The 13,836-nt window shown below is 71.4% G+C and carries 9 protein-coding genes; 6 read left to right on the forward strand and 3 right to left on the reverse strand.

What is annotated here, in order from left to right; translation table 11 throughout:
• Nucleotides 1–57: 57 nt before the first annotated feature.
• Nucleotides 58–2,043 (reverse strand): hypothetical protein, encoded by a 1,986-nt coding sequence (locus tag SPR02S_RS36110; protein WP_158697945.1) that lies wholly within the window; start codon nt 2,041–2,043, stop codon nt 58–60.
• Nucleotides 2,044–2,165: 122 nt separating this feature from the next.
• Nucleotides 2,166–4,460: an exo-beta-d-1,3/1,6-glucosidase gene (locus SPR02S_RS36115; protein ID WP_019061890.1), complete on the reverse strand. Its 2,295-nt coding sequence runs from the start codon at nt 4,458–4,460 to the stop codon at nt 2,166–2,168.
• 295 nt (nt 4,461–4,755) lie between these two features.
• Between SPR02S_RS36115 and SPR02S_RS36120 the strand changes: the two genes are divergently transcribed.
• The 4 genes from SPR02S_RS36120 to SPR02S_RS36135 all read left to right on the forward strand — a co-directional run bounded on the left by SPR02S_RS36120 (nt 4,756) and on the right by SPR02S_RS36135 (nt 9,254).
• On the forward strand, nt 4,756–5,331 hold the full coding sequence (locus SPR02S_RS36120; RefSeq protein ID WP_020684244.1) for a TetR/AcrR family transcriptional regulator: 576 nt from the start codon (nt 4,756–4,758) through the stop codon (nt 5,329–5,331).
• 197 nt (nt 5,332–5,528) lie between these two features.
• Entirely contained in the window at nt 5,529–6,134 is a 606-nt protein-coding gene (locus tag SPR02S_RS36125; RefSeq protein ID WP_019061892.1) for a (2Fe-2S)-binding protein, read from the forward strand.
• 4 nt (nt 6,135–6,138) lie between these two features.
• Complete coding sequence (locus SPR02S_RS36130) at nt 6,139–7,113, forward strand: FAD binding domain-containing protein (RefSeq protein ID WP_019061893.1); 975 nt, start codon at nt 6,139–6,141, stop codon at nt 7,111–7,113.
• Nucleotides 7,113–9,254, forward strand: a complete 2,142-nt coding sequence (locus SPR02S_RS36135) for a xanthine dehydrogenase family protein molybdopterin-binding subunit (protein ID WP_019061894.1) — start codon at nt 7,113–7,115, stop codon at nt 9,252–9,254. The genes SPR02S_RS36130 and SPR02S_RS36135 overlap by 1 nt, the downstream gene beginning before the upstream one ends.
• 85 nt (nt 9,255–9,339) lie before the next feature.
• On the opposite strand, the gene SPR02S_RS36140 is transcribed toward SPR02S_RS36135, so the two are convergent.
• Nucleotides 9,340–12,258, reverse strand: coding sequence for a CHAT domain-containing protein (locus SPR02S_RS36140; protein ID WP_019061895.1), 2,919 nt, complete (start codon nt 12,256–12,258; stop codon nt 9,340–9,342).
• A gap of 133 nt (nt 12,259–12,391) precedes the next feature.
• On the opposite strand from SPR02S_RS36140, the gene SPR02S_RS36145 reads away from it, so the two are divergent.
• Nucleotides 12,392–12,814, forward strand: coding sequence for a hypothetical protein (locus SPR02S_RS36145; protein ID WP_019061896.1), 423 nt, complete (start codon nt 12,392–12,394; stop codon nt 12,812–12,814).
• Nucleotides 12,811–13,710, forward strand: coding sequence for a hypothetical protein (locus SPR02S_RS57150; protein ID WP_019061897.1), 900 nt, complete (start codon nt 12,811–12,813; stop codon nt 13,708–13,710). The genes SPR02S_RS36145 and SPR02S_RS57150 overlap by 4 nt, the downstream gene beginning before the upstream one ends.
• The last annotated feature ends 126 nt before the right edge of the window (nt 13,711–13,836 follow it).

Here is a 13,836-nt window from a genome sequence, read left to right on the forward strand (position 1 = left end):
AAGGGCTGAACGGGAGGCACTCGGTGCACCGACCGGGTGCCTCCCGCCCTACGGCCCTCAGCGCACGACGACCGCGTGCGTCGTCGCCGAACCGTTCGTCCAGGCGGACCGCTTGGCCGTCACCTTCACGGTGATCTTGTGCCCCTTGTCGGCCTTCACCAGTACGTACGTCGACTTGGTGGCTCGACTGATGGTCTTGCCGTCGCGCTTCCAGACGTACGTGTACGAGGTGGCCGTCGGCGACCAGGTGCCGTGGGCGGCGGTGAGCCTGTGGCCGACCTTGGCCGTGCCGGTGATCGCGACCGCCTTGGTGACCTTCAGGGCGGCGCCGACCGTGACCGTGACGGCGGGGGAGGTCGAGGGTGTCGACCCGGCGATGTTGGTGACCGTGGCCCGGCAGGACAGCTTGTGCTTGTAGTCGGAGGCGGTCAGGGTGCGGGTCTTGCCGGTGGCACCGGAGATGACCTTGCCGTCGCGCAGCCAGGACCAGGCGACCTTGGCGCCGGTGCCGGTCCAGGCCGCGTTGCAGGTCACCGTGGAGCCGGTACGGACGGTCCCGCTCAGCGTGGCCTTCGAGGTGATCGCCGGCTTGGTCAGCAGGGTCTGCCACTGGGCCGAGACCTGGGACGTGAAGTCGCCGTTGCCCACGGCCTTGCGCGACAGGACGGTGGCCCGGCCGTCGGGACCGGCGGCGACCTCGCCGTACAGCGCATCCGTGCCGGAGACGGCGGGCGCGCTGCTGAGGGCGGTCGCCTTGCTCCAGGTGCCGTCGGCGCGGAACGCCCACTCGAGGGAGTAGACGTCGCCGTTGTCGACGCTCGGCACCTGCGGCCAGACGACCTGGACGGTGCCGTCGGCGCCGATGGAGGCGTCCACGTCGAAGGGGACGAAACCGGTCGACAGCGTCTGCGGGGCGGACCAGGCGCCGGTGCTCGCGGAGCGGGTGACCGATTTGACGACCGTCTCACGGTCGGCGCTGCTCCAGCCCGCCCATACATAGGTGAGGTCGCCATTGGGCGCGACGAGCGGGTCGCTGCCGTCGCTGTAGTTGAAGGTCGACGCGACCGCGGTCTGTACGTCGCCCCAGCTCGCGGAGGCGGACGTCCGGGTGACCGAGCTCAGGTCGTATCCGTCGTCGGCGGCGTCCGCGCCGTGCCACAGCACCGTGGTGGCGCCGTTGGCGTCCGACACCACCTGGACGTCACCGTCCGTGTAGCCCACACCGGGCAGCACGGCCGCCTCGCTCCAACTTCCGTCCGCCGTAGGACGGGTGGCGGTGAGGACGGAGTTCCGGTTGCCCGCGGCGTCCTGGTCGTAGACGTCCCACACCGCGGTGGCCGAGCCGTCGGGAGCGACGGCGAGCGCGAAGTCGTAGACGGAACCGGTGGTGACCGAGGCGAGCGGCTGGGCCGTGGACCAAGTGGTGGCGCCCGGGGCGCGGGTGGCCGTCATGACCTTGTAGTCGTTGAACGAGCCCTGGACCCATACGGCGGTGAGGGTGCCGTCGGCCGCCGAGGCGAGCCGGGGCAGGCCGAGGTAGGCGTCGTCCGGGTCCGCGGTGATGATCGGCGTCGGATCCGACCAACCGCCCTGCGCCGGGGTCCAGGTGGCGGCGACGGCGGCGAGGTCGTCGTCCACGTACCTGCCCTCCACCCAGGTCACGACGGCCTGCCCGCCGGGCGTCACGGTCAGGACCGCCGGGGAGGTGCTCTCGAGGCCGGTGGCCAGGGTGTGGGCGGCGCTCCAAGTGCTGCTCTTGGCGGTCTTGACGGCGACGTCGAAGGTCCAGTGCGTGCCGTCGGCCGCCCGGTCGCGCCACAGCGCGAATGTGCTGCCGTCGTCGGCCGTCTTGACGTCGATCAGGGTCTGCTGCCCGTCGGCACCGGTCAGCGCGGTCGCGGCGCTCCAGGGACCGGCCACCGTCGGGTATCCGGCGGCGGTCGCGGGGCTCGCGGGGACCAGAGCGGTGACGGCGGCCACCGCGGCGGTGAGCGCCAGGGCGGTGGCTCTCGGTCTACGTATGCGAGATGTGCTCGTTGCCACGACGGCTCCTGTACGCGATGGGGTGGTGTGGTGGAACTCGACGTGGGGGGAAATTCCGTCGCGAGAGTACCGGGCCTGGTGGAACGGCTGACTGTGGGAATGGTCTAGAGATGATCAAGGTTTCAGCCCTGTACCCGGAAGCGTGCCGTCAGGTGGTGCCGGTGTCGTGAACTGGGGCCGACGCGCAGTTCGAACTCGCCCGGTTCGACGACTCGTCGGTTGTCGGCGCCGACGAGGGAGCAGCGGGCGGCGGGGATCTCGATGGCGATGTCGGCGCTCTCGCCCGGGGCGATCTCGGCCTGGACGAACGCCTTCAGTTCCTGTTCGGCCCAGGTGACGCTGGTGGTCAGGTCGCTGACGTACGCCTGGACGGTCTCCCGGGCGGGACGGTCGCCGGTGTTGGTGAGGCGTACGGTCGCGTGGACCGTGCCGTCGACCGGCACATCCTGCTCCCGCAGGGTGAGCGCGGAGTAGGTGACCGTGGTGTAGCTGAGGCCCTCGCCGAACGCGAACAGCGGATCCTGGGTGAGGTCGGCATAGCGGGTGCCGTGCTGGCCGCGTACCTGGTTGTAGTAGACGGGTTGCTGTCCGACGTGGCGGGCGAAGGAGATCGGCAGCCGGCCGCTGGGTTCGACGAGTCCGAGGAGGAGTTCGGCGATGGCGCGGCCCCCGCGCATGCCCGGGTTGAACGCCTCGATGAGCGCCGCCGCGTTGAGCGCGGAGTCGGGGAGAGTGCTGGGCTTGGACTGGACGAGGACGACGGTCATGGGCGTGCCGGTGGCGGCGATCGCGTCGAGGAGGGCGATCTGGCCGCCGTACAGGTCCAGGGTCGCGGTCGAACAGCCCTCGCCGGTGAGGGCGAGGGTGTCGCCGACCACGACCACCGCGTGGTCGGCCGCCCGGGCGGTGGCCACGGCTTCCCGCAGCTGGGTCTCATCGACCGGTGCGGAGCTGAAGACGGGCGGCTTCGGCTGACCGTCGGGCCAGTTGGGGCCGGTGGGGTCGGGGACGAGGACCTCGATGTCGGCTCCCCGGGCGTGGGTGACCGTCCAGTCGGCGGGGGCGACGGCACGCACCCCGTCGAGCACGGTCTCCACCAGCTCGCGGGGATGTCCGTCCGGCATCCAGTCGACCTGGCCGGAAGCCCCGGCCCAGTCGCCCAACATGGCGTGCGGGTCATGGGAGTTGGGGCCGATGACGGCGATGGTGCGGGGCGGGCCCGCACTGACGGCGCAGCCGTGTCCGTCGTCGGTCAGCCCGCCCTCGAAGGGAAGGGTTCCGTCGTTGCGCAGCAGGACCAGCGAGCGGCGCGCGGTCTCCAGGTTGAGGTCGGCGTGCTCGCGGCAGCCGATGACCGCGCTCTGCCGTTCGGGGTCGGGGGCGCGGGGGTCCTCGAAGAGGCCGAGCTCAAACTTGAGGCGCAGGACCCGTCGTACGGTCTCGTCGATCAGCTTCTCGTCGGTCAGGCCGCGGGCGACCGCCGTCTGGGCCGCATCGAAGAACTCCGGGGTGGTCATGACGAGGTCGTTGCCGGCGTCGACGGCGCGGACGGCCGCCTCGACGTCGTCGGCGCACACCTTCTGCTCCCAGACCATCCGGCCGACGTTGTCCCAGTCGGTCACCAGGGTTCCGGTGAAGCCCCATTCACCCTTGAGAACGTCCTTGAGCAGCCACTTGCCGGCGGTGATCGGCACGCCGTCGATGGACTGGTAGCCGAGCATGAAGGTGCGGCAGCCGGCCCGGGCCGCTCGTTCGAAGGGCGGCAGGAACCAGGACCGGAGCTTGCGCGGGGTCAGGTCGGCCTCGCTCGCGTCCCGTCCGCCCTGGGTCTCGGAGTAACCGGCGAAGTGCTTGGCGCAGGCGAGGACCGCCGTGGGGTCGGCCAAGCCGTCGCCCTGGTAGCCGGCCACCATCGCGGCCCCCAACTCGCCGATGAGGTACGGGTCTTCGCCGAAGGTCTCGTTCACCCTGCCCCAGCGCAGGTCGCGGGTGACGCACAGCACCGGGGAGAACGTCCAGTGGATGCCGGTCGCGGAGACCTCGGTCGCGGTGGCCCGGGCGGCTCGCTCAAGCAGCGCGGGGTCCCAGGTGCAGGCCATGGCGAGCTGGGTGGGGAAGATCGTGGCGCCGGGCCAGAAGGAGTGGCCGTGGATGCAGTCGTCGGCGGTGAGCAGCGGGATGCCGAGGCGGGTTTGCCGGGCCAGCGCGATGGCCTCGTGCATCCGCTGGGGCGAGGCGTGCAGGATCGACCCGGCCAGCTTGGCCGAGACGATGTCCAACAGATCGCCGCGGGCGTCGAGTTGCAGCAACTGCCCGACCTTCTCCGGCAGGGTCATCCGGGCCAGCAGGTCATCGACCCTGACGTCCAGGGACCCCTTCGGATCCAGGTAGGCCGCCGTACGAACCGAGTGCTCCAAAACGAACTCCAAGGAAAGTCGATGCCGGTGAGGGTCTGCCAGGTGGACGGCCGTTCGAGCCCGACCACCACTCTGGACCACTACGCCCACTTCGTGCCGGGGGCCAGAAGACGCGGGCCCCCACCCGCAGGTGGTGCGGCTCAACCCCGGGAGACGGGCTTGTCACCCACCCGCACGGCTCACTGCGCCGACCTGCACGGCTTTCTGCGCCCACCTGTACGGCTGGCCGCGCCGGCAGGCCCCCGCACACGCCGTATATCCGATGACATTGAGTGTCATCACTAGGATGAGCGGCATGGGTCGATGGATGCCGGACGCAGCGGGCCGACTGTCGCGGGCCGCGCTCGAGCTGTACGAGGAGCGCGGCTTCGAGGACACCATGGTCGCCGAGATCGCCGAGCGGGCCGGTCTGACCAAGCGGACGTTCTTCCGTCACTTCCCCGACAAGCGCGAGGTGCTGTTCCCGCTCTCGGCCCGGATTCACGAGGTGATCGTCGACGCCATGGCCGCCGCGCCGGCCGATCGCTCGCCGCTCGCCGTCGTCATGGAGGGGTACGACGCCGCCGTGGACATGGTGAACAAGGGCCACGCGCAGGCCCGGCGTCGCCGAGCCGTCATCATGGCCAACCCGGAGCTTCTGGAACGACAGCTGACCAAGTTCGCCGCGACCAGTGCGGCCGTGACCGAGGCGTTGTGCGAGCGCGGGGTCGCGCGGCGGGTCGCCTTCCTGACCGCCGCCGCGGGTGCCGCCGCGTGGAGGGACGCGCGCGAATGCTGGATCGAGGGTCCGGAGACACAGGACCTGCACGCCCTGCTGCGTGAATCCGTGGCGGAGCTCAGGTCCGCGGTGGCGGCCCCGCTCGCGCGGTAAGCCGCAGCCACAGCAACAGTCGCAGCCGTCAGCCACAGCAACAGCCGCAGTCGTAAGCCGCAGCCACAGATGCAGGCCAGGCACAGCCAGGCCTCTGCTCACCGCTCTCGTCATCCATGACACCTGGTGTCATCACTGTTACGATGACACCGGGTGTCATCACATGCCACGGGTTCGACCGAGAGGGTGCATCGCGCATGCCGGAAACGTTCGACGAGGCAACCACGCTCAAGCGACGAACCTTCGTCGCGGCGTCGACAGCGGTGGCCGGCCTCCCTCTGCTGACCTCGGATCGCCTGCCCGCATCGGCATCCACGCCCACGCCGGCCGACCAGCTCTCCACCGTCCGTCTGACGGTCAACGGCGAGCAGCGCACCGCCCAGGTCGACAACCGCACCTCACTCCTCGACCTCCTCCGCGAGCACCTGGACCTCCCCGGCACGAAGAAGGGCTGCGACCAGGGCGCCTGCGGAGCCTGCACGGTGCTCGTGGACGACCGGAGGGTGAACTCCTGTCTCATCCTCGCCGTGATGGCACAGGACGCGAACGTCACCACGATCGAAGGGCTCGCCCGAGGCCGTGGCGAGCAACTGCACCCGCTGCAACAGGCGTTCATCGACCACGACGGTCTCCAGTGCGGCTACTGCACGCCGGGGCAGGTCATGTCGGGCGTCGCCTGTATCGCCGAGGGCCACACCGGCTCCCGGGCGGAGATCCGCGAGTGGATGAGCGGCAACCTGTGCCGGTGCGGGGCGTACACGAACATCGTCTCCGCCATCGAGCAGACGGCCAAGGAGGCGTGAGCGCGTGCACCCCTTCGCCTTCAGCCGGGTCTCCACCACCGCCGCCGCGCTCAACGCCGGTGCCGGCAACGGCCGTTACATCGCCGGCGGGACCACCCTGGTCGACCTCATGAGGGAGACCGTCGAGCGCCCCGCGCACGTGGTCGACATCAACGCGCTGCCGTACAAGGACATCACCGTCACCCGACAGGGGCTGCGCGTCGGTTCCCTGGTCCGGATGAGCGAGCTCGCCGCGCATCCGGAGGTGCGCGTCACCTACCCCGTCCTCTCGCAGGCCCTCGAACTCGGTGCCTCGGCCCAGTTGCGCAACATGGCCTCCATCGGGGGCAACATCATGCAGCGGCCCCGCTGTCCGTACTTCCGGGACGTCCACTCCGCGTGCAACCGCCGTGACCCGGGCTCGGGTTGCGACGCCCGGGGCGGTGACAACCGTATGCAGGCGATCCTGGGGGCGAGCACCCACTGCGTGGCAACTCACCCCTCCGACCTGGCAGTTGCCCTCGTGGCACTGGACGCCGTGGTCGAGGTGCGAGGCCTCGACGGCCCTCGCTCCATCCCCGTCCAGGACTTCTTCCTCCGCCCCGGAGACACCCCGCAGAAGGAGCACTCGCTCAGGTCCGGCGAACTCATCACCTCCCTCACCGTCCCCGCCGGAGCGCACACCCGCCGCTCGGGCTATCTGAAGGTCCGCGACCGGCAGTCGTACGAGTTCGCCCTCGCGTCCGCGGCGGTGGCGCTGGACATCAGGGGCGGCGTGGTGCGGGGCGCCAGGGTGGCCGTCGGTGGTGTGGCGACCGTGCCGTGGCGGCTGCCCAAGGTGGAGGAGGCGCTCGTCGGCAGGCGGCCGGGGCGCCGGACGTGGACGGAGGCCGCGGCCCTCGCGGCCGAGGGTGCCGTACCGCTGTCCGAGAACGCCTTCAAGGTGAAGCTGGTCGAACGGACCGTGCGCCGCCAGCTCATGACGATCGGAGGACAGTGATGGCGACGCCCGTCGTCGGGCAGCGGCTCTCCCGCGTGGACGCCCGCCGCAAGGTGACCGGCGCGGCCACCTACTCGGCCGAGCACCGCGTCGAGGGCCTGTTGTACGGCGTGATCGTCAACGGCACGGTGGCCCGCGGCACGGTGAGCCGGATCTCGGTGGACGCGGCGCTCGGCCACCCGGGCGTCCTGCACATCCTGACCGACTTCGGCAGCCTGCGACTTGCCCACCCCGTCGATCGCATCGCCTTCTACGGCCAGCCCATCGCGGTCGTCGTCGCGGAGACCCTGGAGGCGGCGACCCACGGCGCCTCGCTGGTCGAAGCGACGTACGAACAGCAGGCGGCGGTAACCGACTTGGACGCCCCCGGCATCCCCTCGCAGACACCCGCCGACGAGCCCGACTACAGCCGCGGCGACCCGGCGGGCGCGCTGGCCTCGGCACAGGTGAAGGTGGACCTGGAACTCACCAGCGCCCGCGAGAACCACAACCCCATCGAACTGCCCTCGACCATCGCCCGCTGGCAGGGCGGACAGCTGACGCTCTGGGACAAGACCCAGTGGTCACAGGGCGCCGCGCGCACGGTGGCCGGCGCGCTCGGCATCGCCGTCGGCGACGTACGCGTGCACAACGAGTTCGTCGGTGGAGGCTTCGGCAGCGGCATCCAGACCTACGACCACGTCAGGCTGGCCGCGTTCGCCGCGCGAGAGGTGGGCAAGCCCGTGAAGGTGGTGCTGACGAGGCGTCAGTTCTATTACGGCGCCGGATTCCGGCCGGCCAGTCGGCACCGGATCGCCCTCGGCAGCAGCACGGCCGGGCGCGTCAACGCACTCGCCTACGACGTCCGGATCGAGAACGCGCGCTACCAGTCCTACACGGACGGCCTGACCGACCTCCCGCAGTTCCTCTACGGCGTCCCCAACACCCGTACCGCCTACCGGGTCACGCCCGTCGACGTCCACTCCCCGTGCTCCATGCGTGGCCCGGGCGTGGTGCTCGGCAACTTCGCCCTGGAAACCGCGATGGACCAGCTAGCGCACGAACTGGCCGTGGATCCGGTCGAGTTGAGGCTGCGCAACGAGCCGACCCAGGACGAGGTCAACCGAATCCCCTTTTCCACACGTAAGTTGCGCGAGTGCTACGAGACCGGCGCCCGTCGCTTCGGCTGGTCCCGGCGGCACGCCGAGCCCGGTTCGCGCACGGACGGCGACCTGCTCATCGGCATGGGGATGGCCACCGCGAGCTATCACAACAACCGGCGCGACTGCAGCGCACGGGCCCGGATGCACGCCGACGGCACCGCCGAAGTCTTCGCGGCCTCCGCGGACATGGGCCCCGGCACCACCACCTCGGTCATGCAGGTCGCCGCGGACGCCCTGGGGCTGCCCGCCTCGGCGGTCACCTTCCGGCTGGGCGACTCCAGCTACCCCACCGCGCCCCTGCACGCGGCGGCCACCACCATGGCGAGCGTGGGCTCGGCCGCGCACACCACCTGCAACGCGCTGAGGGCGGAGTTCATCCGCAGGGCGGTGGCGGACCCCAACTCGCCTCTCCACGGCGCGAATCCGGCGGACGTGCGGGTGCGGGACGGCCGACTGGAGACATCCGGTGCCCGGGACAGCTACCGGGACATCCTGCGCCGCGCCGGCCTGCCCAGCCTCGACATCACCGGCAACTGGGGCCCGGGCGACGCCGATTCGAAGATCTCCACGTACGGCTACGGAGCCGTCTTCGCCGAGGTCTCCGTCGACCCCCTGCTGGGCCTCGTGCGCGTACGGCGGATCTTCGCGGCGTACGACGTGGGGCGGGTGATCAGCCCCAAACTCGCCCACAGCCAGGCCATCGGCGGCATGGTCGGCGGCATCGGCATGGCCCTCCTCGAAGGCACCGTCACCGACCACCGCGACGGCCGTATCGTCAACGCGAGCCTCGCCGACTATCTGGTGCCGGTGAACGCGGACGACCCCGACCTCGACGCCGCCTTCATCAACACCGAGGACCCGCAGGCCGATCCGATCGGGGTGAAGGGACTCGGCGAGATCACCATCGTCGGGGTGGCGCCCGCCATCGGCAACGCGGTGTTCAACGCGACGGGCAAACGCCTGACGGACCTGCCGATCCGCCCTGAGGCGCTGCTCTGACCCGGTCACCGCGGGCCTGACACGACCGGACGTCGCGCCTGCGGACCTGGACCGAAGAGACGGGACGCGTCTTCGCCAAGGGCCTTCAGTGACCGACGTGGACATACCCGGCCCACAGTGCGGGGCTGGCCGGATACCGGTCGCGCAGGGCGCGTACGGCGCGGTGCAGGGCCCGGGCCGACAGCTCGGTGCGGGGTGGGGTGCTGCCGCCGTGGGTGAGGTCGGCGTAGGTCGCGCGGGTGATCTCCACCGAGGTGGTGTCGTCGACCGGCCAGAGCGTGCCGATGACGCGTCGGTATCCGGCGAGTTGGAAGGCCCCGGTGATGTGCAGTGCCTCGTCGGCGTTGTCGGGGTGCGTGTGGGAGGTGCTGCAGGCGGACAGGTAGGCGAGGTCCGCGTAGGGCAGCTCCATGGCGGAGAGCTGTTCCACGGTCAGCGGCCGGGTGAGGTGGTCGTGGAGCAGCAGCATGCCCGCGGCGGGGTTCTCCCAGGACGTGAGGCCGTGGCAGGAGAGATGGGCGACGGGGTGGGCGGGCAGCGCGCGGACGACGTTCTCGTACGTGGCCTGCGCGCCGGACAGGATCAGGGAGTTCGGCAGCAGTTCCGCGAGCGCCGCGGCCTCCGCCGCCGCGCCCGGCAGCGAGGGGGCGTTCTCCGCGTCGGGCACCGCCACGACCAGCGTGTGCGGGGTCGTATCGGCCGCCTGGGGACCGAACCGGCCGGCCAGGGCGCGCACGGTGGTGGTGTAGGAGGAGACGGCCCGGTCCATCACCGTCGCCCTCCCGGACTGCGCGCCGCTGTCGTGACGGCCGGCCGCGTGGAGCGGGAAGTACGCCATCAGGCCGACGGGGCACCACCAGATGCGGGGCGGGGGCCGTGTGTCGGAGGACGGGGCGGTGAGGCCCAGCGCGTCCAGCACGGGTGAGGTGACCCGGTCCCACAGCCAGCGCAGGATCGCGTCCAGCTCCCGCTGGGCGTTCCGCCGGGCGAGCAGCGACGGGTCGTTCGGGGCGGCGAAGACGGCACGGGTCAGGCGCAGGAGGTGGGTGATGACGTCGGCTTGGGTCAGGCCGGTCAACGGGACCGTCAGGACGGGCTGTTCGCCGTCCGCCCGCAGAATGAGCGCGTCGCAGCGGCGCCCGGAGACATTCACGATCACTACGGGACCCTGCTCGGCATGGCGGCGCAGCGCCTGGACGGAGGGCGCCCGCAGGAAGCCGGCCATGCCGTCGAGGTTCCGGATCCGGCCCATCAGGTCGGCCCAGCTCTCGTCGTTCCCGTCTATCCCGTCGTTCCCGTCGCGAGCACCGGAGTTGAGGACGGTGCGCAGCCGCAGGAACTCGGTGTGGAGCTCGGGTGACCGGTGCCGCAGCAGCCTGAGGTCACGGGCCTCCAGTGTCCGGCCGTGCAGGATTCCGCGCGACAACTCCAGGAGTTCCAGGGCCCGTTCCGGTCTGCCGAGCTCCAGTGCGGCGGCAGCGGCACCTTCCGACAGTCCCTCGATCTGTCTGAGTCCGATGATGTTGCCCCGGTAGGACAGCCAGTCCGGGGTGAGCTGCGGCAGCAGGGCGACTGCGGCTTCGTAGGCGGCGAGTGAGGCGTGCGGGTCGCCGAGGGCGGCCTCCGTGGCGCCCAGCTGCTGGTAGTTCTTGATCCGTACGATGGGCGGTCCGGCGGCGGACGCGGCCTCGGCGAAGACAAGCCGCGCCTGGCGCCGCCACGCGGCGGTGTCGCCGTCGCCGTGCTTGGCCAGGTCGTTCAGGGTGACGCCCAGAAGCCACAGGCGATAGCCGCGTTCCCCGTGGTCGGGCGGCGTGGCAGCCGCCACGTGCTGGAACAGCCCCAGCGCCTCGTGCAGTGCTACGGCGTCCGTGCCGCGCGCGTGCACGCTGGAGCGGTACAACAGGGCCTCTGCCAGGGCGAGTTGAGCCTGCGTGCGCCAGGGGCCGGGGTCGGGCGCGGCGGCCAGGGCCGTGCGGGCGGTCAGTTCCGCGTCCCTGAGCGCGAGCGGGTCGTCGGTCATGGTGTGCAGGGAAGCCAGCGACTGAATGAGGTCGATGAGAGTGTCGGCGTGCTCGTCGGCGGCCGACGGCGTCTCGATCGTCGCCCGCATCAGGTCGATGGCCCGACGCATCAGGTCGGGGTCCCTGCGGTCCTGGGCGAGCAGCCTGACGGCGGAGGCGAGACGTGCCCGACGCTTGTCGAACTCGGGATCGCGCCGCGGTGTGGCCGCGAGGCACTGTTCGCTCAGGTCGACCGCCTCGACCAGCAGTCGCGCGTCGGTCGTCGCGTCGTACAGGGCCCGCAGAGCGCGTACGAGATCGAACTGTGCCCCGGCACGGTCGGAGGTGCTGCCGGCCTCGGACAGTGCCTCGCGCGCGAGGCCGACGGCTTCCTGGAGCGGTTCGACCTGTGCGGTGGCGCCCGCGAGATGCCGCAGCGAGGTGATCAGGACTGTCCGGAACATGGGGCTGAGCTCGTCGCCGGGCGGGACGGTGGCGTAGCCCTCGCGTGCCACCTGGACGGCCTCGACGGGGGCGTCCCGGTCCCCGCTCCGCTCGAAGAGGTCACCGAGCTGGACCGCCAGAAAGAACTGGTTCACCTGGCGCATTCTGTCGCCGTGCGGCGTCGCCGCCACGGCCTCGCGGAAGGCGAGCACCGACTCGGCCACGGGCTCGGGGGAGTCGGTGCCCTGTGCGACCAGGAACAGCCGCTGCCCCAGACTGTTGAAGACCCGCCAGCGGTCGTAGTCGCCCGGCGGCACCAGCGGAACACAGCGATGCAGCAGGGCGATCGAGGCCGCGAGGTCCGCTTCCCGCGCCGTGCCGGTTCTGCGGCCGGCGCGGTCGGAGAGCAACTCCGCGGCGGCGAGCAGCACTTCGAGATCGTACGGATCCTCGGCCGCCAGTTCGTGCAGCCCGGCCAGCACTTCGGACGGGTCGGTGCCCCGCCACTCATGCACGTCCGCCATGAAGAGCAGTCTGCGGCGCTTCCATTTGCTCATTGCTCAGTTGCTTCCTTCTGGTCCCCCGCGGCGCCCCGGCATCACACTGGCGCCGCACCGCCGACCACCGTAGCGGGATGCGCCGGATCCCGGGGCCCCGTAGAGTCCCCAACTCCGGGATCATGCAAAGAACATGGCGATCGCGAAGGCAGGGGGCCTCTCGGTGGACGAACTCGCGGAACGGCTCAGTCGCGTGTGCACATTCATGGGTGCGGGCGAGCTGGAGGAGACGGCGCGTGCGGCGGGAGCGGCGGAACTCGTCGCGGCGGTGCTCGCGGCGCTGCGCGGAGACGAACCCATGGCACGCTCCGTGCTGGAGCGCCGGCTGGACACCCTGGACGACCGGATGGCCGCGGCCGGCTTCGGCAACGTGACCAGGGGGACGAGGGGCATGCCGACCCTGCCGGGGAACAGCCCCGGCCATCCGGTGGCGCACCGGTGGAACTGCCCCGCCGCCCACCCCTGCGAGCTGTTGGCGCACCCGGAGTCGCACCCGGAGGCCCCCGTGTGCGCGATGACGGGCCGTCCCTTCGTCTATGGCCCGTCCCGGCTGTGACCACCTTCCTGTCCGCCCTCGCCGGCAAGGCCGCCGAGAAGTGGCTCGCCCTGCTCGTCCTGCCCGGGGTGGGCTACCTCGCCGCTGTCGCCGCCGCCGTCGTACTGGGCCACACCCACGCCCTGGACCTGGCTGAACTCCAGTCCGCCGTCGACCGGTTGGCCACCCACCCAGGAGCCTCCAACGCCGGTGCGATCCTCCTCGTGGCGGCCGGTGTACTGGCGGCGGCCACACTGGCCGGACTGTGCGCGAGAGCGTCGGCCGTCGTCGTGGAGCGCCTGTGGACCAGCCGGGGCGACCGGTGGCCCGGGCGCCTTCTCGTACGACGCCGGGTCCGCCGCTGGCGGCAGGCCGACGCGGAATGCGAGGCGGCCGGCACCCGCGGCGAACTGGCCAGGGCCATCGAACGGCGCGACGCCATCGCCCTCGTCCGCCCCCGGCGCCCCACCTGGATCGGCGACCGCCTCCACGCGGTCGACCAGCGGGTGTACGACGCCTACGATCTGGACCTCGGCGCCGCCTGGCCCCGGCTCTGGCTGACGGTGCCCGACGCCGTCCGGGCCGAACTCCTCGCCGCCCGCGAGGCCTACGGCGCCGCCTTCGGGCTCGCCGGATGGGCCGCGCTGTACCTGCTGTTGGGCGCCTGGTGGTGGCCGGCGCTGCCCGCCGCCGTGGTCGTCGCGGCCACGGCATGGATCCGGGGCCGCGCGGCGACAGCGGTGTTCGCCGATCTCGTCGAGGCCACCGTCGACCTGCACGCCATCACCCTGGCCCAGGAACTCGGCCTGACCGGCGAACGCCCCACCCTCACCCGGGAGATCGGCGACGCCATCACCACCACCCTGCGCAAGGACCCGCCGCCCGATCCACCCCGCGATCAGCCGGGCGCCGTCTGATCGCGACGCCCCGCCTCCCGTCCCCGACGCCAAGGACCACACCGGCCGCTCCGGCATCGGCCTGAGTTTCAAGGAGCGCGACGGCCGCACGGTCTGGGTCTTCGACAGGAAGTCCCTCGACTTCCT

The organism is Streptomyces prunicolor NBRC 13075, from assembly GCF_000367365.1.
In the GTDB taxonomy this organism is placed as follows: domain Bacteria; phylum Actinomycetota; class Actinomycetes; order Streptomycetales; family Streptomycetaceae; genus Streptomyces; species Streptomyces prunicolor.

Coding starts and splice junctions, on each gene's coding strand:
- SPR02S_RS36125 (WP_019061892.1), top strand. CDS start 5,529: ATGCCGGAAACGTTCGACGAGGCAACCACGCTCAAGCGACGAACCTTC.
- SPR02S_RS36145 (WP_019061896.1), top strand. CDS start 12,392: ATGGCGATCGCGAAGGCAGGGGGCCTCTCGGTGGACGAACTCGCGGAA.
- SPR02S_RS36120 (WP_020684244.1), top strand. CDS start 4,756: ATGGGTCGATGGATGCCGGACGCAGCGGGCCGACTGTCGCGGGCCGCG.
- SPR02S_RS36140 (WP_019061895.1), bottom strand. CDS start 12,258: ATGAGCAAATGGAAGCGCCGCAGACTGCTCTTCATGGCGGACGTGCAT.
- SPR02S_RS36135 (WP_019061894.1), top strand. CDS start 7,113: ATGGCGACGCCCGTCGTCGGGCAGCGGCTCTCCCGCGTGGACGCCCGC.